This window comes from Erwinia sp. MYb416 (assembly GCF_037479575.1).
In the GTDB taxonomy this organism is placed as follows: domain Bacteria; phylum Pseudomonadota; class Gammaproteobacteria; order Enterobacterales; family Enterobacteriaceae; genus Erwinia; species Erwinia rhapontici.
This window is the reverse complement of record NZ_JBBGYT010000443.1, coordinates 198,074-217,509: the sequence shown is the minus strand read 5'-3', so window position 1 is coordinate 217,509 and position 19,436 is coordinate 198,074. Positions and strand designations below refer to the sequence as shown.

The 19,436-nt window shown below is 51.5% G+C and carries 22 protein-coding genes; 9 read left to right on the top strand and 13 right to left on the bottom strand.

From position 1 onward, the window contains the following. Positions 1–450: 450 nt before the first annotated feature. Positions 451–2,790, top strand: coding sequence for an aerobic respiration two-component sensor histidine kinase ArcB (gene arcB, locus WH277_RS28345; RefSeq protein ID WP_167863383.1), 2,340 nt, complete (start codon positions 451–453; stop codon positions 2,788–2,790). A gap of 794 nt (positions 2,791–3,584) precedes the next feature. Continuing rightward, complete coding sequence (gene mtgA / locus WH277_RS28340; protein WP_133844115.1) at positions 3,585–4,310, top strand: monofunctional biosynthetic peptidoglycan transglycosylase; 726 nt, start codon at positions 3,585–3,587, stop codon at positions 4,308–4,310. A 57-nt stretch (positions 4,311–4,367) separates the two neighbouring features. Here mtgA and npr read toward each other — a convergent pair whose 3' ends face one another. From npr to WH277_RS28285, 11 genes are all read right to left on the bottom strand, one after another. Further along, positions 4,368–4,640, bottom strand: a complete 273-nt coding sequence (gene npr, locus WH277_RS28335; RefSeq protein ID WP_133844113.1) for a PTS phosphocarrier protein NPr — start codon at positions 4,638–4,640, stop codon at positions 4,368–4,370. Beyond that, positions 4,637–5,491 carry an RNase adapter RapZ gene (rapZ, locus tag WH277_RS28330; RefSeq protein ID WP_133844111.1) on the bottom strand — a complete coding sequence of 285 codons (855 nt, stop codon included), beginning with the start codon at positions 5,489–5,491 and terminating at the stop codon, positions 4,637–4,639. Before rapZ ends, npr begins: the two co-directional genes overlap by 4 nt. A 111-nt stretch (positions 5,492–5,602) precedes the next feature. After that, positions 5,603–6,085 (bottom strand): PTS IIA-like nitrogen regulatory protein PtsN, encoded by a 483-nt coding sequence (gene ptsN / locus WH277_RS28325; RefSeq protein ID WP_133844109.1) that lies wholly within the window; start codon positions 6,083–6,085, stop codon positions 5,603–5,605. Positions 6,086–6,263: 178 nt separating this feature from the next. Beyond that, complete coding sequence (gene hpf / locus WH277_RS28320; protein WP_133844107.1) at positions 6,264–6,551, bottom strand: ribosome hibernation promoting factor; 288 nt, start codon at positions 6,549–6,551, stop codon at positions 6,264–6,266. A gap of 22 nt (positions 6,552–6,573) precedes the next feature. Continuing rightward, complete coding sequence (rpoN, locus tag WH277_RS28315) at positions 6,574–8,007, bottom strand: RNA polymerase factor sigma-54 (RefSeq protein WP_133844105.1); 1,434 nt, start codon at positions 8,005–8,007, stop codon at positions 6,574–6,576. A gap of 48 nt (positions 8,008–8,055) precedes the next feature. Beyond that, positions 8,056–8,781, bottom strand: a complete 726-nt coding sequence (gene lptB / locus WH277_RS28310; RefSeq protein WP_133844102.1) for an LPS export ABC transporter ATP-binding protein — start codon at positions 8,779–8,781, stop codon at positions 8,056–8,058. A gap of 5 nt (positions 8,782–8,786) precedes the next feature. Further along, a complete protein-coding gene (gene lptA, locus WH277_RS28305; RefSeq protein ID WP_133844100.1) occupies positions 8,787–9,335 on the bottom strand; it encodes a lipopolysaccharide ABC transporter substrate-binding protein LptA in 549 nt (182 codons plus the stop codon). Then, positions 9,307–9,882: an LPS export ABC transporter periplasmic protein LptC gene (lptC, locus tag WH277_RS28300; protein WP_133844098.1), complete on the bottom strand. Its 576-nt coding sequence runs from the start codon at positions 9,880–9,882 to the stop codon at positions 9,307–9,309. Before lptC ends, lptA begins: the two co-directional genes overlap by 29 nt. After that, positions 9,879–10,445, bottom strand: coding sequence for a 3-deoxy-manno-octulosonate-8-phosphatase KdsC (gene kdsC / locus WH277_RS28295; protein ID WP_133844096.1), 567 nt, complete (start codon positions 10,443–10,445; stop codon positions 9,879–9,881). The genes lptC and kdsC overlap by 4 nt, the downstream gene beginning before the upstream one ends. Before the next feature lie 18 nt (positions 10,446–10,463). Continuing rightward, entirely contained in the window at positions 10,464–11,450 is a 987-nt protein-coding gene (gene kdsD, locus WH277_RS28290) for an arabinose-5-phosphate isomerase KdsD (RefSeq protein WP_133844093.1), read from the bottom strand. Between the two features lie 15 nt (positions 11,451–11,465). Then, a complete protein-coding gene (locus WH277_RS28285) occupies positions 11,466–12,446 on the bottom strand; it encodes a calcium/sodium antiporter (protein WP_159337316.1) in 981 nt (326 codons plus the stop codon). Positions 12,447–12,674: 228 nt separating this feature from the next. Here WH277_RS28285 and mlaF point away from each other — a divergent pair, with 228 nt between their 5' ends. The 7 genes from mlaF (at position 12,675) to murA (ending at position 17,596) form a co-directional block, all read left to right on the top strand. Beyond that, on the top strand, positions 12,675–13,496 hold the full coding sequence (mlaF, locus tag WH277_RS28280) for a phospholipid ABC transporter ATP-binding protein MlaF (RefSeq protein WP_133844089.1): 822 nt from the start codon (positions 12,675–12,677) through the stop codon (positions 13,494–13,496). Further along, on the top strand, positions 13,496–14,278 hold the full coding sequence (gene mlaE / locus WH277_RS28275; RefSeq protein WP_133844087.1) for a lipid asymmetry maintenance ABC transporter permease subunit MlaE: 783 nt from the start codon (positions 13,496–13,498) through the stop codon (positions 14,276–14,278). Before mlaF ends, mlaE begins: the two co-directional genes overlap by 1 nt. A 4-nt stretch (positions 14,279–14,282) precedes the next feature. After that, positions 14,283–14,843 carry an outer membrane lipid asymmetry maintenance protein MlaD gene (mlaD, locus tag WH277_RS28270; protein ID WP_133844085.1) on the top strand — a complete coding sequence of 187 codons (561 nt, stop codon included), beginning with the start codon at positions 14,283–14,285 and terminating at the stop codon, positions 14,841–14,843. Continuing rightward, positions 14,843–15,478, top strand: coding sequence for a phospholipid-binding protein MlaC (gene mlaC, locus WH277_RS28265; RefSeq protein ID WP_133844083.1), 636 nt, complete (start codon positions 14,843–14,845; stop codon positions 15,476–15,478). Before mlaD ends, mlaC begins: the two co-directional genes overlap by 1 nt. Beyond that, a complete protein-coding gene (mlaB, locus tag WH277_RS28260) occupies positions 15,478–15,774 on the top strand; it encodes a lipid asymmetry maintenance protein MlaB (protein ID WP_133844081.1) in 297 nt (98 codons plus the stop codon). The genes mlaC and mlaB overlap by 1 nt, the downstream gene beginning before the upstream one ends. Positions 15,775–15,999: 225 nt before the next feature. Then, on the top strand, positions 16,000–16,254 hold the full coding sequence (gene ibaG / locus WH277_RS28255) for a BolA family iron metabolism protein IbaG (RefSeq protein WP_133844079.1): 255 nt from the start codon (positions 16,000–16,002) through the stop codon (positions 16,252–16,254). A 79-nt stretch (positions 16,255–16,333) separates the two neighbouring features. Then, the gene (murA, locus tag WH277_RS28250) at positions 16,334–17,596 is read left to right on the top strand and encodes a UDP-N-acetylglucosamine 1-carboxyvinyltransferase (protein ID WP_133844077.1); all 1,263 of its coding nucleotides are present in this window, start codon (positions 16,334–16,336) and stop codon (positions 17,594–17,596) included. 47 nt (positions 17,597–17,643) lie between these two features. Here the strand turns inward: murA and WH277_RS28245 are convergent, their stop codons facing one another. Together WH277_RS28245 and ispB are read right to left on the bottom strand one after the other, a co-directional pair. Continuing rightward, positions 17,644–17,904: a helix-turn-helix domain-containing protein gene (locus WH277_RS28245; RefSeq protein ID WP_133844075.1), complete on the bottom strand. Its 261-nt coding sequence runs from the start codon at positions 17,902–17,904 to the stop codon at positions 17,644–17,646. A gap of 306 nt (positions 17,905–18,210) precedes the next feature. Then, a complete protein-coding gene (gene ispB, locus WH277_RS28240) occupies positions 18,211–19,185 on the bottom strand; it encodes an octaprenyl diphosphate synthase (protein ID WP_133844073.1) in 975 nt (324 codons plus the stop codon). Between the last annotated feature and the right edge of the window lie 251 nt (positions 19,186–19,436).

The following is a 19,436-nucleotide window of genomic DNA, read 5'->3' as shown; positions in this document are numbered from 1 at the left end:
GGTGTCATTAGTAAAATTAATCATGCCAGGTGTGATTAATATTTCATTAATTGTGAATGATTATTCGTTAGGTGTGACGAGAGACTGCGAGTAAGGCTGACCATCGCTATGAAAAGTATCAACAAGAGAAAGGCGCGCTGAATCCAGAGCGGCCCTACAGATTATGCAGTTATAAAATTTAGTCAATATCTTAAAGGGTAACTTTTTGCTGAGAGGGAAAAAAAGTTTTTATTGTCGGCCACCCTGGTGAGAGCATTGCCAGGCCTGGTTTTGCCGCCAGTACCAGTCTCAGGCCGCAGGGCGCGGAAAATCCCGTCATAACCCGCTGCGGGCTGTGGGTGCTGCTGCACTATTAGTGTGCAGGTTTCTGACCCAGCGTGGGGAGATAGCGCGTTGGTCTTTTGTTCAATTCCGGTATGATTGCCGCTATCCGACTGGAAGGAATCCTTTATGAAACAAATTCGGTTATTAGCGCAGTACTACGTTGATTTGATGGTCAAACTGGGGCTGGTGCGCTTCTCGTTGCTGTTGGCATCGGCGCTGGTGGTACTGGCCATGATTGTGCAGATGGCCGTCACCATGGTGCTGCGTGGTCATGTCGAAAGTATCGATATGGTACGTTCGGTATTTTTCGGTCTGCTGATTACGCCCTGGGCGGTTTACTTCCTCTCGGTGGTGGTGGAGCAACTGGAAGAATCGCGTCAGCGTCTTGCCCGGCTTGTCGATAAGCTTGAAGAGATGCGTAACCGTGATTTGGAACTTAATCAGCAGATGCAGGGTAATATTGTCCAGTTAAATCAGGAGATTACTGACCGTATTAAAGCCGAAGATGCACGCCTGCAGGTGGTGGCGAAACTGAAAGAGGAGATGGTGCGGCGTGAAGAAGCGCAAATCGAACTCGAACAACAATCCTCTTTCCTGCGTTCATTCCTTGATGCCTCCCCTGATCTCGTGTTCTACCGCAATGTTGACCAGCAGTTCTCAGGCTGCAACCGCGCGATGGAATTGCTCACGGGCAAAAGCGAAAAACAGCTTATCGGCCTGTCTCCAAAAGATGTCTACGACGACGACGCAGCGACCAAAGTGCTGGAAACTGATGAGAAAGTCTTCCGTCATAATGTCTCCCTGACTTATGAGCAGTGGCTGCAATATCCTGATGGGCGCAAGGCCTGTTTTGAAATTCGGAAGGTGCCTTATTACGACCGCGTAGGGAAACGTAGTGGGCTGATGGGCTTTGGACGCGATATAACCGAGCGTAAGCGTTACCAGGACGCGTTAGAGAATGCCAGTAGGGATAAGACGACCTTTATCTCTACTATCAGCCACGAGCTTCGTACGCCGCTTAATGGCATTGTGGGTTTGAGCCGTATCCTATTGGATACCCGCCTCAACCAGGAACAGCTGAAGTATCTTAAAACCATCCATGTTTCCGCTATTACACTGGGTAACATTTTCAACGATGTGATTGAGATGGACAAAATCGAGCGCCGCAAAGTGCAGCTGGATAATCAGCCTATTGATTTCACAGGGTTCCTGGCCGATCTGGAAAACCTCTCCGGTTTGCTGGCTGAGCCAAAAGGGCTGAAGTTTGTGCTGGCGCCCTCGCTCCCGCTTCCCCACAAAATTATTGCTGATGGCACACGCCTTCGTCAGATCCTGTGGAACCTGATTGGTAATGCGGTGAAATTTACCCAGCAAGGGGAAATTGTGGTGCGGGTTGGCTATCAGCAGGATGACTGCCTGTGCTTCGAAGTCGAAGATTCTGGCATGGGTATCCCGCAGGATGAGCAGGACAAAATTTTTGCCATGTATTACCAGGTGAAGGATCAGCGTGGCGGCAAGCCTGCGACGGGCACGGGGATTGGACTGGCGGTATCCCGCCGCCTGGCTCAAAGCATGGGAGGCGACATCTGCGTGCATAGCGCGCCTGGTCAGGGTTCCTGCTTCACCCTGACGCTCAACGCACCGCGTGTGATCGAAGACCTCGAGGATGAACAGCAGGAAGAAGATTTGCCACTGCCCGCGCTGCACGTGCTGCTGGTGGAGGATATTGAGTTGAACGTTGTGGTTGCTCGTTCGGTGCTTGAGAAGCTGGGTAACAGCGTAGAAGTGGCGATGACAGGGCAAGCTGCACTGGATATGTTTGACCCTGACGAGTTTGATCTGGTGTTGCTGGATATCCAGCTACCCGACATGACCGGACTGGATGTGGCGCGCATCATCCACCAGCGTCATGCCGGAGAGCATCTGCCACCGCTGGTGGCACTGACGGCGAACGTCCTGAAGGATAAACGTGAATACCTTGATGCGGGTATGGATGATGTTCTGAGCAAGCCATTGGCCGTTCCTGCACTCACGGCGATGATCAAAAGATACTGGGATTTCCAGGCAATCGATCTACCTGATGCACCGGAGTTCAATATGGATGAGAAAGAACTGGCGTTACTGGATGTGCCCATGCTTGAACAGTATATCGAGTTGGTCGGGCCGAAACTGATCCATCAGAGCCTCGCGATGTTCGAACAGATGATGCCGGGTTACCTGGCGGTACTGGATTCCAACATGATGGCGCGCGATCAAAAAGGCATTGCGGAAGAGGGCCACAAAATTAAAGGTGCTGCGGGTTCCGTAGGGCTGACACATTTGCAGCAGGTTGCAAAACAGATTCAAAGCCCTGAGCTGCCTGCATGGTGGGATAACGTTCAGGAATGGATTGATGAGCTTAAGCACGAGTGGCGCAATGACGTGGAAGTGTTACGGCAATGGGTTACGGACGCTGAAAAAAAATGACCCCGACCGAAGCCGGGGTGCGCGAATACTGCGCCAACACCAGGGAAAAAGGTCCTCCTGAGCTATTCTGATAAGAATCGTCGAGAGCTCAGGTTTAGGTATTGGGTGAACATAACAATGCTCAGTCACTACTTTAGCAAATCTTGCGTCACATGTTACGGGATTCATTAAAATGTGTGATGTTGAGCAGCGTTCGTAAACAGAAGAACCGATTTTTACAATCCAGTCAAGCGGCGAATTACATTTTACGATAATACGCATATTTATTGAACGATTGTGGCTTTTCCCCAGGTCCTGGGATTGACGTAAACTTTTTGCTCTGATGACTTTTTACTTAGGTACGGGAGTCTCGCTGCTGTAATCGATTTTATTGTTTGTAAGTTGATGTTTTATTTAGTTATTGTTGGGTTTTTGGTCTGGCTTTCCGAAACGTTTTGGTTTCTGCTAGCACAAATTACCGAATCGCCCTCCAGCGGTCGGTAAATGCTGACTCCGTTCAGAAAGATAAACAGCTCTTTCCAGTAACGTGAAACGATGTGGAATCGACTCTAAGGCCAAATCGACACGGGATTTACTTTCTATGAGGCTGAATAATCGAAAGCGTCCAGATGAAATTTATAAGCAGGATGAACCAATCAATTTCGAGTGCTTTCTGCTTCCGACAGATCCATCGTAGAGTGAAGGTAAAGTGCGTGATTTAATGGAACCGATTCCGGTTATGTCGGAGTAACTGACAATCATGGAGAAATCCTGGTGTATTTTCATACTGATAAATTTTGGGCGGATCCTCGGGTATGAGTCGCAATAAAGTGCGCGTGATGGCGCGGATCAAATCGGGGCTATTTCGCCTGGTCCTGGTCGTAATGGGTTTATGGGTGGGTGGTATTGTCCTCTTTGCTTTTTTACCGGTGCCATTTTCTGCCGTGATGGCCGAACGGCAATTGAGCGCCTGGTTCAGTGGTGATTTTCGCTATGTGGCTCATTCTGACTGGGTGTCGATGGATAAGATTTCACCGTGGATGGCGTTGGCGGTTATTGCCTCTGAAGATCAGAAGTTCCCTACGCACTGGGGGTTTGATGTGGCCGCTATTCAGTCAGTACTGGACAGCAGTAATGAGAAAGCGGGTATGCGCGGCGCATCGACACTCTCGCAGCAAACGGCCAAAAACGTATTTCTCTGGGATGGACGGAGCTGGGTGCGTAAAGGCCTGGAGGCCGGTCTGACGGTGGGAATTGAAACAGTATGGACCAAACGCCGGATCCTCACTGTTTATCTTAACGTGGCGGAGATGGGGAAAGGGGTCTTTGGCGTAGAGGAGGCCTCTCAACGCTATTTCCATAAACCGGCCAGTCGCCTGTCTATGTCTGAAGCCGCGCTACTGGCTGCAGTGCTACCCAACCCCATTCGCTTCAGGGCTGATGCTCCGTCTGGCTATGTGCGTCAGCGCCAACAGTGGATTATGCGCCAGATGCGCCAGCTCGGGGGGGAGAGTTTCCTGCGGGAACATAAGTTGCATTAATTCGGGCGGGAAATAGCCAACAGACCGGCTGAAACGCCGGTCTGTTCAGGGGGATGATTAGTCTTCGTCGAATCCGGCATTAAACAGATCGATCACCGCGGCCAGCGCTTCTTCTTCTTGCGCACCACTGGCTTCTACTTCGATATGACCGCCTTTAGCTGAGTCAAGCATCAGTAGCGCAATCACGCTGCTCGCTTCCGCTTCAGTACCGCTTTCATTGCGCAGCAGCACTTCAGCATCAAAACTCTGTACCAGTTCGAACAGCTTCATCGCCGGACGTGCGTGCATACCCAGCTTATTTTTAATCTCAACAGTCTGTTTTACGGTCATGATTTGCGTTTTTCCAGCGTACGGTGACGAGACTGAACGTTTTTACCGCGCGAGCGGAAATAATCTGCCAGTTGCTCGGCAATATACACGGAACGATGTTTACCGCCGGTACAGCCGATCGCCACTGTCAGATAGCTACGGTTATTGGTTTCCAGCATCGGTAACCATAACTCGAGGTAGCTGCGCGTCTGATAAATAAAATTATGCACTTCAGTATGACGATCAAGGAAGGCGGCAACGGGGCGATCAAGACCGGTCATCGGACGCAGCTTTGGATCCCAGTGTGGATTCGGCAGAAAACGGACATCAAACACATAGTCGGCATCAATGGGAATACCGTGTTTGAAACCGAAAGATTCGAATACCATGGTCAGTTCACGTTCGCGTTTCCCCAGCAGGCGGGTACGTAGCATCTCTGCCAGCTCGTGCACTGACATTTCTGAGGTGTCGATAATCAAATCGGCACGGGAACGTAGCGGTTCCAGCAGATCGCTTTCTTCATCGATGGCACTTTCCAGCGACAGATTTTTACTGGAGAGCGGATGCAGGCGACGGGTATCGCTATAGCGACGGATTAAGGTATTACGGTCAGCATCCAGGAACAGAAGCTGCGGCGAAAAACAGTCTGGCAAATTGGTGAGCGCGGTTTCAAATACCTCCGGAGATTCCGGCATGTTACGTACATCGATACTCACAGCAGCAGATATGTTGCGCTCAGCCAGCGAATGAGCCAGATCAGGTAGCAAGACTACAGGCAGGTTATCCACGCAGTAAAAACCCATGTCTTCCAGCGCGCGTAATGCCACTGATTTCCCTGAGCCTGAGCGACCGCTGACGATCATCAGCACCATTTCACTTTTCCCCCAATTTAACCCGCTTTCCCTTAGACCAGAAGCTGCACCAGCGCTGCGTTTCGCTGCGTTGCTGCAACTTCATTATGTCGGGGACTGTGGCAAGAATGACTAACTCTCTTCGTGATCTTCCGTGATGATCTCGTAAAGATCTTCATCGGATTGTGCGGCGCGCAGGCGACGCAGAACGGTTTTATCTGCCAGGCGCTTGGCAACCAGAGAGAGAGTATGAAGATGTGTTTTACACTGATCTGCTGGCACCAGCAGGGCAAACAACAGGTCCACGGGCTGATTATCAATTGCATCAAACGCGATGGGCTGGTCAAGGCGAATGAAGACACCGACTGCGCGTAGCGTATCTTCTTCCAGCTTGCCGTGCGGGATGGCAATGCCATTACCGATACCGGTGCTGCCCATTCTTTCACGCGTCAGAATCGCTTCAAAAATTGTCTGATGCGGGAGGTTAAGCTGTTTCGCCGCAAGCTCGCTGATAATTTCCAGCGCCCGTTTTTTGCTCTGGCAATGTACGCCATTACGGGTACACGAGATGCTCAAGACGGAGCCCAGTTCCAGTTTCAAATCATTGTTCATCATAGTTTCACTTAACTTTTCACTTCCGCAGGCAGGACACTCTTTACCAGCGTTCAGATCAAGAGATTAACATGCCGTATTGATTAACGGCTCGTATTCCCGGAAGAATACGAGCCGATACCGCTTTCAGCCTATGCCAGTAGAAGCGGGTTGCTGAAACACCATCAATGCATTGTGAGATTTAGTGTTGTTTTAGCTTATCTTTGTGTTTATTCAACTGGCGAGTCAGCTTGTCGATCAGGCCGTCAATCGCCGCGTACATATCTTTATCTTCCGAGGTGGCATGCAGCTCACCGCCATTCACATGCAATGTTGCATCGGCAATTTGCGTCACTTTCTCCACTTTTAAAACAATATAGACCTGGTTAATCCGGTCAAAGTATTGCTCCAGTTTGGCAAACTTCGCTGTCACAAACTCGCGCAGTGGCTCGGTGATTTCAACGTGCTGTCCAGTGATATTGAGCTGCATAGTGTCTTCCTTCTCTGTTCGTTCAGACCAGCTGTTTGCGCTGATTTGATGGCGGGATGGATAAAGACTCTCGGTATTTTGCCACAGTGCGCCGTGCCACCATAATTCCCTGTTCGGAAAGCATGGAGGTGAGCTTGCTGTCGCTGAGTGGTTTGACGGGATTCTCCGCCGAGATTAATTTTTTCACCAGTGCACGGATCGCCGTTGAGGACGCTTCGCCCCCTCCTTCGGTATTGACGTGACTGGAGAAAAAATACTTAAGTTCAAAAATACCACGTGGACTGTGCAGGTATTTCTGGGTGGTCACACGGGAAATGGTCGATTCATGCATTTCGACGGCACTGGCAATATCAGCCAGCACCATTGGGCGCATATACTCTTCGCCCTGTTCGAAAAAGGCCTGCTGCTGATCCACGATACAGCGTGTCACTTTCAGCAGCGTATCATTTCGGCTTTCCAGGCTTTTAATCAGCCACTTGGCTTCCTGCAAATTACTGCGGATAAACTGCGAATCACTGTCGCTGCGTGAACTTGAGCCTAGTGAAGCGTAATGCTGATTAATCTTCAGACGCGGCACACTGTCTGCATTCAACTCGACCATCCAGCGATTACTGACTTTACGCACCAGCACATCTGGAATGACATACTCGGGTTCCTGAGTATTGATCGATTGGCCTGGGCGCGGGTCAAGCGTTTGAATGACCTGCATCGCTCCCTTCAGCACGTCTTCTTTAAGGCGTGTGACGCGCATCAGGCTGCGGAAATCATGGTTGGCGAGCAGGTCGAGATGCTCACTGACAATCAGCCGTGCTTCTTTCAGCAGCGGCACATCTGCCGCAAACTGGGAGAGCTGTACCAGTAAACAGTCGCGCAGATCGCGGGCGCAGACGCCTACTGGATCAAAACGCTGTACACGTTTCAGCACTGCTTCCACTTCGTCAAGGGTCAGCTCGTCGTTACCCATACTTTCAAGCACTTCCTCGAGCGACACGGTCAGATAGCCCGTATCGTCGACAGCATCGACAATGGAGGTCGCAATCGCGCGATCGGTATCGGTAAAAGGCGTTAGCTCCACCTGCCACATCAGATAGTCCTGTAGTGTCTGGGTCGTTTCACCCTGATAAACAGGTAACTCATCGTCATGGTAATCGGTACCCGTGCCTGACGGCGTACCAGCGGTGTAGATTTCATCCCAGGTCGCATCCAGTGGAAGCTCCTCGGGCATGTCTTTCTGTTCCAGCGCTTCCCGGGTATCCAGCGCTTCTGTTTCCTGATATTCGCGGGTATCAACTTCTTCGTGAATGTCGGTCTGTTCAAGCAACGGGTTACTTTCCAGCGCCAGCTGAATTTCCTGCTGTAGTTCAAGCGTAGAGAGTTGCAGCAGGCGAATGGCCTGCTGCAGTTGTGGCGTCATGGCAAGCTGTTGACTCAGCCTGAGTTGTAAACCTTGCTTCATATTCAGAGTATTAATTCCCCAGAAAACTTACCGAATGTGAACACCTTATCAGAGTCTGAACTCTTCACCCAAATAGACACGCTTAACTTGCTCATCGGCCAGGATCGCTTCCGGGGTGCCGTGGGCGATAAGATGCCCCTGGCTGACGATATAGGCTCTCTCACACACTGCCAGCGTTTCACGTACGTTATGGTCGGTGATCAGCACGCCGAGGCCGCTGTCACGCAGGTGTTCAATAATCTTTTTAATATCAATAACGGAAATCGGGTCAACACCGGCAAACGGTTCATCCAGCAGGATGAATTTTGGATTGGCGGCCAGCGCACGGGCAATTTCTACGCGGCGGCGTTCACCGCCTGATAGCGCCTGACCGAGGCTGTCACGTAAATGTTCGATGTGAAACTCTTCCAGCAGTTCATTAGCACGATCTTCACGCTGCTCACTGGTCAGATCATCACGAATTTGCAGCACCGCCATCAGATTATCGTAAACACTCAGACGGCGGAAAATAGAGGCTTCCTGTGGCAGATAGCCAATGCCCCGACGCGCACGCGCATGCAGCGGTAAAATGCTGATGTCTTCATCGTCGATCACGATACGACCTGCATCACGCGGCACGATGCCAACCACCATGTAAAACGTGGTGGTCTTGCCTGCGCCGTTCGGGCCAAGCAGGCCCACGATTTCGCCAGACTTCACTTGCAGGCTGACATCTTCAACCACGCGGCGGCCTTTGTAAGCCTTCGCGAGGTTTTCCGCAATTAAGGTTGCCATGTTCGTTAGTTACTCTTTTTCTGACCGTTTGACGGTGTGCCTTTGTCCTGCAACTGCGATGGCACCAGTACGGTAGTGACACGTTTGCCGCTGCTGCCGAAGGCCTGCATTTTTTGCTCTTTCACCAGATAGGTGATGCGATCGCCTTTGACGTTGCTGTCGAGCTGCTCCAGATAGGCGTTGCCGGTTAACTCCACCAGGTCTTTCGCCAGTTCGTAATGCATTTTCTGGGCGTGACCCTGCACGGGTTTGCCACTGTCCTGCATCTGGTAGAAGGTCGCAGGATTGCCGTAGGCATCAACAATGGTTTTATTGCTGTCGCCACCCGGACGGGTCACCACCACTTTATCGGCCGTGATTTTAATCGTACCCTGCGTCACGATGACTTTTCCGGTAAACGTGGCAACGTTGCCTTGCATATCCAGCGCCTGATTTTCCGAGTCGACATTCACCGGTTTATCCGAATCGCCCGTTAACGCTAAAGCAGGAACGCTCACGGCGAACAGCAGGGTTGCAGTCAGTAACTTAAGGCTTTTGTTCATTTTGAATTTCATAAGATGTTTTGACCTTTTCAATCAACTCGGCAGTTTTCTTCCGTAAATTCCCACGCATCTTCATACCTGTAGAGTTAAAGCTGCTGCCATAAAGTGTTACCTGATCGTCCGAGGTCACATCCTGAGTCGTCAGGTTAATTTGCGCATTATCTGTTTTGATGCGCTCAAGCTGTGCGTCTTTCGTCAGGCTGTTAACTTCCACATGCCCGTATAGGTACAGCATGCGATCGTTAGTGAGCTTGGCTTTGTCTCCACGCACTGACCACGTTGGAACCTTGTTCTCATCGTAGGTGGTCATCACCGGGTTATCGAACCAGGTTACAGCATCCGCCGAAAAATAGGTCACCTTGTCAGAAACCAGCTTGTAGCTCAGCGCTCCGGTTGGGTTATAAACTACCGTATGTGAGTTATCACTCATATAGGTGGGTTCATTATTGTCCTGCGTTGCTGCACCGTCGTTATCATCGGTGGCAGTCAGATTCCAGCCAATCAGCACAATGGCGATCAGTGCCAGTATCAGCGTCATCCAGCGTCTTGTTTTACTCATACCGACTGCCCTTTGGCCTCATCAAACTTGCCCTGTGCAATCAGGATTAGATCGCAAATTTCCCGAACTGCACCACGACCACCCGCAATACGGGTCACGTAGTGAGCGCGGGGAAGCAAAATGGGATGAGCATCAGCAACGGTCACACTCAGGCCCACTTCAGCCATGACCGGCCAGTCAATCAGATCATCACCAATATAGGCAACCTGCTCCGCACTGAGTGACAGTGTATCCAGAAGTTCACGGAAGGCCAAAAGCTTATCCGTTTGTCCCTGGTAAAGATGCGTAATCCCCAGTGTGGCACAGCGATCTTCCAGCAGTTTGGCTTTACGGCCGGTAATAATAGCCACTTCAATCCCGGAGGTGAGCAGGCAGCGAATACCATAACCATCACGCACATTGAAGGCTTTGAGTTCTTCACCATTGTTACCCTGGTAGATCACGCCGTCTGACATGACACCATCGACATCGCAGATCAACAGTTTTATGTTCTGCGCTTGTGCCATCACCTGTTGGCTGACCGGGCCGTAACAGGTCTCAACGGTGGCTGCTGAATGACTCATTTCTGTTCACTTCCTTTGTTAAACCACACCAGCACGAAGCATGTCATGCATATGCACCACGCCCAGCAGTGTGTCGCCGTCGGCGACCATCACGGAGGTAATATTCTTATTTTGCATCAGATTCAGCGCATCCACTGCCAGGGTATTAGGCCGAACGCGGATCCCGCCCGGGGTCATCACGCTTTCGATGCCGGCATGCTGGATATCAACGCCCATATCGAAGACACGGCGCAAATCGCCATCGGTAAAGATGCCTTCGATTTTCATCAAATCGTTGCAGATTACCGTCATTCCCATATTTTTACGCGTTATTTCCAGTAGCGCATCGCGGAGTGAAGCATCACGGCTCACGTGCGGCATGTCGCTGCCCGAGTGCATGATATCATCAACACGCAGTAGCAGCTTACGCCCCAGCGCACCGCCGGGATGGGAGAGCGCAAAATCTTCCGGTGTGAAGCCACGTGCTTTCAACAGGGCAACGGCCAGGGCATCTCCCATGACCAGTGTTGCCGTCGTGCTGGTCGTTGGTGCCAGGCCCAGTGGACAAGCTTCCTGTGGCACTTTAACACACAGATGCACATCCGCTGCGCGGCCCATTGCACTTTCCGGGCGGCTGGTGAGGCAGATTAATGTGACGCGTAAGCGTTTTAGCACCGGAATCAGTGCCAGAACTTCGGAAGATTCACCGGAGTTAGAGATGGCTAATACTACGTCATTGGGGCTGACCATGCCCAGATCGCCGTGACTGGCCTCAGCGGGGTGGACAAAAAACGATGGCGTACCGGTACTGGCAAAGGTAGCGGCTATTTTCTTACCGATATGCCCCGATTTCCCCATTCCCATCACCACAACTTTACCGCCACAGCGATAGATCAGGTTGCAGGCATGGGTAAAATCGTCGTTGATGTACTGATCGAGCTGCTCTAACCCTTCACGTTCAATCCGCAATACTTCTTTCCCGGCCTGTTGAAAGTCAAAGTCGGGATCGGCAGTGATATGCGCCATAGTAGTCCAGTCCTTTTACCAGAAAGTCACAGAGGGGAAGCCATAGAGCATTCCCACCCAGACGATAAATCCGCACAGCAACAATGCACCAGCCAGCCGACCAATGCGACGACTGCGTTGCAAACAGATTAATGTAAACAGCGCACTGACACCCAGCATCACCCAATAATCACGGGCGAAGATAGCGGTGTCGAGCGTGCCGGGATGAATCAGTGCCGGGATGCCCAGCACAATCGCGATATTATAGATGTTTGAACCAATCAGGTTTCCGACGGCGATATCATCTTCGCCTTTTAGTGCTCCGGCAATAACCGTAGCCAGTTCCGGCAGGCTGGTGCCTACTGAAATGATGGTCAGGCCAATCACCAGTTCACTCACGCCAAAATAATCAGCAATGACCGTCGCATTATCGATCACCATACGCGTAGACATGGGTAGCAGGATCAGCGCAACGGCCAGCCACAGGAAAGCAACGGTATTGCCCGCCTCATCGCGTGGCAGTTCGGCCAGCTGTTCCCGGGTCAGAGAGTCATTACCGTCGCGTTCAGCACGACGTGCGATTTTAATGATGAACAACAGATAGATGGCTGCGATAGCGATCAGCGCCAGACCATCATTCCGGCTCAGTTCGTTATCGAACAACGTCACACCGCATAGCAGGGTGACCAGCAGCATCAGTGGGAGCTCACGCCGTATCAGGTTTGAATGAACGGTGAGCGGGTGTAGCAGCGCTGCGCCTCCCAATATCAGCAAAATATTGGTAATATTCGAGCCCATCGCTGTTCCTACGGCAATATCCATCTGCCCATGTGTAGCAGCAGAGAACGAGACAATCAGCTCGGGCAGTGAGGTGCCGATGCCCACCACGGTCATTCCGATAATTAACGGGGGAATACCAAAGGATCTGCACAAGATAGCGGCGCTAAACACCAGACGATCGGCTCCATAAACCAGTAAGACTAAACCGATAATCAGTAGTGCTGTAGCGACGAGCATGAAGTGTCCTTGTGGTCAGGTCTTATCGTCGAGGGCAGGTGGCGACAACGAAGTAAGGCATGGAAAATTTAATGGCAGTGATTTTGACGGTCTCAAAGCAAAAAGTAAAACTTATGCCAACTTTAGCTACGTCACAGAGGTAAGATTCTGTAAAAATGCCCGGCCCGGAGGGTAATACGTTACTATCGGGGGTAAATTAATCGCCTAAAAATAAAGATAGAGGTAACTATGAGCCAGGCGGAGACGAATCTGGTGGATGTCCGGGGTGTGAGTTTCTCCCGTGGCAACCGTCCGATTTTCGATAACATCTCGCTTACGGTGCCCAAAGGGAAAGTCACCGCCATTATGGGGCCATCCGGGATCGGTAAAACTACGTTGTTACGACTGATAGGTGGGCAGATCCCGCCTGACAGCGGTGAAATCTGGTTCAATGGTGAGAACATTCCCGCGCTGTCGCGTTCGCGTCTTTACGAAGCGCGTAAGAAGATGAGTATGCTGTTTCAGTCAGGTGCGCTGTTTACCGATCTCAGCGTCTTTGACAACGTTGCATGGCCGCTGCGTGAACATTCCCGTCTCCCAGAGCCCTTGCTGAACAGTACGGTGATGATGAAACTGGAAGCCGTGGGATTACGCGGTGCCGCCAATCTGAAACCCTCTGAACTGTCTGGCGGAATGGCGCGGCGTGCCGCTCTGGCCCGTGCGATTGCACTTGAACCCGATTTGATTATGTTCGACGAACCGTTTGTCGGGCAGGATCCGATTACCATGGGCGTGCTGGTGAAGTTAATCGATGAGCTTAATCACGCTTTGGGTGTTACCTGTATCGTGGTTTCTCACGATGTCCCGGAAGTGCTGAGCATTGCCGATTATGCGTATATTATCGCCGATCAAAAAGTGATTGCACAGGGGACAGCCCCACAGTTACGTGAAAATGATGATGCCCGCGTGCGTCAGTTTATTGATGGTATTGCTGACGGGCCCGTGCCGTTCCGTTTCCCGGCAGGGGATTATCTGCAAGATTTAGTCGGCTCAGGGAGGGTGACAGACTGATGTTTCTAAGAGCACTGGCGTCACTCGGGCGAACGGGCATTAATACCTGCGCCTCTTTTGGCCGTGCAGGGTTGATGTTATTCCATGCATTGTTTGGCATTCCTCGCTTTCGTAAACATGCGCCACTGTTGATAAAACAGTTGTATAGCGTTGGCGTGATGTCGTTATTAATTATCGTGGTTTCCGGGCTGTTTATCGGCATGGTGTTGGGCCTGCAGGGTTATCTGGTGCTGAAGACATACAGTGCCGAAACGGGCCTGGGCATGATGGTCGCACTGTCGCTGCTACGCGAACTGGGCCCGGTTGTCACCGCGTTACTGTTCGCCGGGCGTGCCGGTTCAGCTCTGACGGCAGAAATTGGCCTGATGAAAGCCACTGAGCAGCTTTCCAGTATGGAAATGATGGCGGTTGATCCCCTACGACGCATTATCTCTCCGCGTTTCTGGGCGGGTGTGATCAGTATGCCGTTGCTGACCCTGATTTTCGTCGCGGTGGGTATTCTTGGCGGCGGGCTGGTGGGTGTCAGCTGGAAAGGTATCGATCCTGGATTCTTCTGGTCAGCCATGCAGAATGCGGTCGACCTGCGCACGGATCTTATCAACTGCGTAATCAAGAGCGCCGTTTTTGCGGTGACGGTCACCTGGATTGCGCTGTTTAACGGCTATGACGCCATCCCGACTTCTGAAGGGATCAGTCGGGCAACGACGCGTACCGTAGTACATGCTTCACTGGCAGTGCTCGGTCTGGATTTTGTGCTTACAGCACTGATGTTTGGGAACTGATTCAATGCAAACGAAAAAAAGCGAGATTTGGGTAGGTGCCTTTTTACTGCTGGCGCTGTGCGCGATTATTTTTCTCTGTCTGCGCGTTGCCGACCTGAAGTCACTGGGCAATGAACCGACCTGGAAGCTGTATGCTACTTTTGACAATATTGGCGGTCTGAAAGCAGGGTCGCCGGTGAAAGTCGGTGGCGTCGTCATTGGCCGGGTTGAAGACATTACCCTTGACCCGAAAAATTACTCACCGAAGGTCACGATGGATATTGAAGATAAATATAACAATATCCCTGACACCAGTTCTCTGGCTGTGCGCACCTCCGGTCTGCTGGGTGAGCAATATCTGGCCCTGAATATTGGGTTTGATGACCCGGAAATGGGAACTGCTACGCTTAAAGACGGCAGCACGTTGCAGGACACCAAATCTGCAATGGTGCTGGAAGATCTGATTGGACAGTTCCTGTACAAAAGCGGCAACGGTGACGATAAAAACCAAAATTCATCTGCGTCGGGTGACGAGCCGGCCTCAGTGCCCGCCCCGGCGACGACAACTCCAGAAGAGGGCAAATAATGTTTAAACGTTTACTGATGGTGGCGATGCTGGTGATCGCACCAGTGGCAGCCAATGCCGCAGCGGATCAGACCGATCCTTATAAATTAATGAACGAAGCAGCCGCGAAAACGTTTACCCGGTTGAAGAGTGAACAACCGAAAATTAAGCAGGATCCTAACTACCTGCGTCAGATCGTGCGTGAAGAACTGTTGCCGTATGTGCAGATCAAATACGCCGGGGCGCTGGTACTCGGTCGTTACTACAAAGAGGCTACGCCAGCACAGCGTGATGCCTATTTCAAAGCCTTTGGTGATTATCTTGCGCAGGCCTATGGCCAGGCGCTGGCGATGTACAACGGGCAAACATACCAGATTGCTCCGCCTCAGCCGTTGGGGGATGCCAATATTATTGCTATCCGTGTCACCATCATTGACCCGAATGGCCGCCCGCCGGTACGACTGGACTTCCAGTGGCGTAAAAACAGCGTCACGAATCACTGGCAGGCTTATGACATGATTGCGGAAGGTGTCAGCATGATCACGACCAAGCAGAACGAATGGAGTGACACCCTACGTACGAAAGGTATCGACGGCCTGACGGCGCTGTTGAAGTCCTACTCGCAGCAGCCGATTTCATTGAATAAGCAGTCGTAATGAGCGAACAACTGCGTTGGGAGGTAGAGACGGACCATCTGCGTCTCTTCGGGGAGTTGGAACGTGAAACGCTGTTGCCGCTTTGGCAGCAGCGGGAAGCGGTGATGCAGTGGGTCGAAACGATCGATGTTTCCGGGCTGGATCGCGTCGATTCCGGTGGGCTGGCATTGCTGGTCCATCTCCGACAGATCGCGATACAGCGTGGAAGAGTACCGCAGTTTATCGGCATCACCGATAAACTCAGTTCGCTGATCACGCTCTATAACCTGCAGAAAATTATTGTCGGCAGCGACTAAGCCGCCAGAATCGATGCGCCGCGTAACGACAGCGGAACACCTTGAGTTTGCTCATTTTTACTTCAGGAACTGGTGCGCCGGTTCCTCTTTCATCCTGCCTCCGTATTGTTATCCATTCTCATTTAGTCTTTTACTGCTGCTCCTGGCATTTTTTGCTTGTTTAAGAGTGGGGCGGATTCCACTAAGATGTGTGCCTGTTTATTATCAAGTGAATTTGAAAGCATCATGGAAAATAATGAAATTCAGTCCGTGCTGATGGGCGCGTTACCGCTGCAGGAAGTCCACGTTACTGGTGATGGCAGCCATTTCCAGGTGATTGCCGTTGGTGAACTGTTTGGCGAGCTGAGCCGTGTGAAGAAGCAACAGACGGTCTATGCACCCCTGATGGCTTACATCGCGGATAACCGTATTCATGCGGTTTCCATCAAGACTTATACCCCTGAAGAGTGGGCGCGTGACCGTAAACTAAACGGTTTTTAAGCTGTGCAGCGTTCGCCACGTTTGGCGTGGTGAGAGTCTGAACAGCAGATTTTTTGACTGACAACAGAGAGCAGTTGCAATGGATAAATTTCGTGTACAGGGTCCGACCCGCCTGAGTGGTGAAGTCACAATTTCCGGGGCTAAAAATGCCGCATTACCGATCCTGTTCGCAGCTTTGCTGGCTGAAGAGCCGGTAGAGATTCAGAATGTCCCGAAACTGAAGGACATCGATACCACCATGAAACTGCTCAGTCAGTTGGGTGTAAAGGCTGAACGTAATGGTTCCGTGCATCTTGATGCCAGTGACGTCAATATTTTCTGTGCGCCTTACGACCTGGTGAAGACCATGCGTGCTTCTATCTGGGCGTTGGGGCCGCTGGTAGCGCGTTTTGGCCAGGGTCAGGTATCCCTGCCTGGCGGTTGCGCCATCGGTGCCCGTCCTGTTGACCTGCATATCACGGGTCTGGAGCAACTTGGCGCAGAGATTAAGCTGGAAGAAGGTTATGTGAAGGCCTCGGTTAATGGTCGCCTGAAGGGCGCACACATTGTGATGGATAAGGTCAGCGTAGGCGCTACCGTCACCATCATGAGTGCTGCAACGCTGGCAACCGGAACAACGGTTATTGAAAATGCTGCGCGTGAGCCAGAAATTGTGGATACCGCAAACTTCCTGAATACGCTGGGTGCGAAAATCACTGGCGCTGGCAGCGACCGTATTACTATCGAAGGCGTAGAACGTCTGGGTGGTGGGGTCTATCGCGTGTTGCCTGACCGTATCGAGACCGGAACATTCCTGGTGGCGGCGGCGATCTCTGGCGGTAAAGTGGTCTGTCGTGCGGCTCAGCCCGATACTCTGGATGCTGTGCTGGCTAAACTGCGTGAAGCCGGTGCGGATATTGAAGTGGGCAGCGACTGGATCAGCCTGGATATGCACGGTAAGCGGCCAAAAGCGGTAAACCTGCGCACGGCACCACACCCAGGTTTCCCGACTGATATGCAGGCCCAGTTCAGCCTGTTGAATCTGGTGGCAGAAGGTACGGGCGTGATCACCGAGACCATTTTTGAGAACCGATTCATGCATGTGCCGGAGCTGGTTCGTATGGGCGCACACGGTGAAATTGAGAGCAATACGCTGATTTGCCATGGCGTGGAGAAGCTGTCGGGTGCTCAGGTGATGGCGACCGATCTGCGTGCTTCAGCCAGTCTGGTTCTGGCAGGCTGTATTGCGGAAGGTACGACTCTGGTGGATCGTATCTACCACATCGACCGCGGTTATGAGCACATCGAAGATAAGCTGATGGCGCTTGGCGCAAATATTCAGCGCATCAGCGGCGAAGAGTGATTTTCCCGCAATAAAAAAGGGTCGGTATTCAATACCGGCCCTTTTTTTTAACTGCGGATCAGTTTCTTACGGTCGATAAGTTGATGTGTTTTAGGATCGTAGTAGCGGCTGGGCCAGATTTCTGCCGGATGCACATTCAGGGCATCGGCGATCAGCCACTCTCCTTTAGGCCAGGGTCGACTCAACGTATTGGCTAACGTCGATGAACTTAAGCCTGCCAGTCTGGATTGGGCGGCGAGGGTGGTTCCTTTTTTGCGCAGTCCGGCAATGATGTCTGCTGGGTGCCAGTCTTGCTGAGAGTGTTTCATGTGCTTATCCTCCATGGGCACTTTTGGAAAACAGGGCGCGGATTGTTGTCATCAATTGCACTCTGCTGTAGGTATTATTCCGATAAAGCAACTTGTTATATTTCACAATAACAGGCTGTTTATAGCAAATAACTTCCATTAAATTCCAATAAATTTCAGGCATAACTGTTTTTTTGCGTAACGTTACGCAAAATTAGAAGTGACGTGCCGGGGGCATGGGGGAGTGCGCGTGAAAAAAGTGTATCTGAAGGGCGGACAAAAAAACAGAAAGCACGAAGTGGTGTGCTTTCTGTTTAATTTATGGCATTAGAATTCGCGCTGAACTGACATGTGCGCAAGGGCTTCCAGCGCACTCCGCCATGGCGACTCAGGCAGGGCTTTCAGAGCCGTAATGGCTTTATCGGCTTCTTGTTCCGCAGCATTGCGCGTCCATTCCAGTGAGCCACACTGGTGCATTGCTTCCAGAACAGGTTCCAGTAAATGGCGTCCGTTACCTTCTTCAATCGCAGTACGAATCATGCTGGCTTGCTGCGGTGTTCCGTTACGCATGGCATGCAATAACGGCAGTGTCGGTTTACCTTCACTCAGGTCATCACCCACGTTTTTACCCAGCGTTTTGCCATCGGCACTGTAATCCAGCAGATCATCAATGAGCTGGAATGCGGTGCCGATGTAGCGGCCGTAATCCTGCAAAGCCTGCTCTTGTACCGCGTTGGCACCTGCCAGAATGGCCGAGGACTGTGCTGCTGCTTCGAACAGGCGTGCGGTTTTGCTGTAAATGACGCGCATGTAGCTTTCTTCGGTGATGTCCGGGTCATTACAGTTCATCAACTGTAAGACTTCGCCTTCCGCAATCACATTGACCGCTTCAGACATCAGGGCCAGAACCCTCAGCGAGCCGAGGCTGGTCATCATCTGGAACGAGCGAGTGTAGATAAAATCACCGACCAGCACGCTGGCAGCATTGCCAAACGCGGCGTTCGCGGTGGCTTTACCTCTGCGCATATCTGATTCATCCACGACGTCATCGTGTAGCAGCGTGGCGGTATGAATGAATTCGATCAACGCCGCGACGGTAATATGTTGTTTACCTTCGTAATTATTGATGGCGCGTGCTGCAAGCACAGCGATCATCGGACGGATACGCTTACCTCCGCCACTGATAATGTAATAGCCCAGCTGATTGATGAGGGATACATCCGAGTTCAGCTGGTCGAGTATTGTCGCATTGACGTCCGCCATATCTTGCGCGGTGAGTTCATTTATCTGTTCTAAGTTCATCAGTCTGTTCAGCTATCGCTCAGTTCGCTGCTATGATAAGCGCCTTTACCGTGCCAGTGGCATGAAATGTATGACAGATTGTACTTGAAAAACGCGGCGGTGAAACGTCCCCATTCACGTTGCGTTTTTTTTCTGCAATAGAGCGAAACAGGCTATTGTCTTTACCTGCGAAGTTGCGTAGAATTCGCGCCCTATTGTGAATATTTATAGCGCAGCCTGAAATCAAAGAAGGCAAGCGCGAAAGCGGAGTT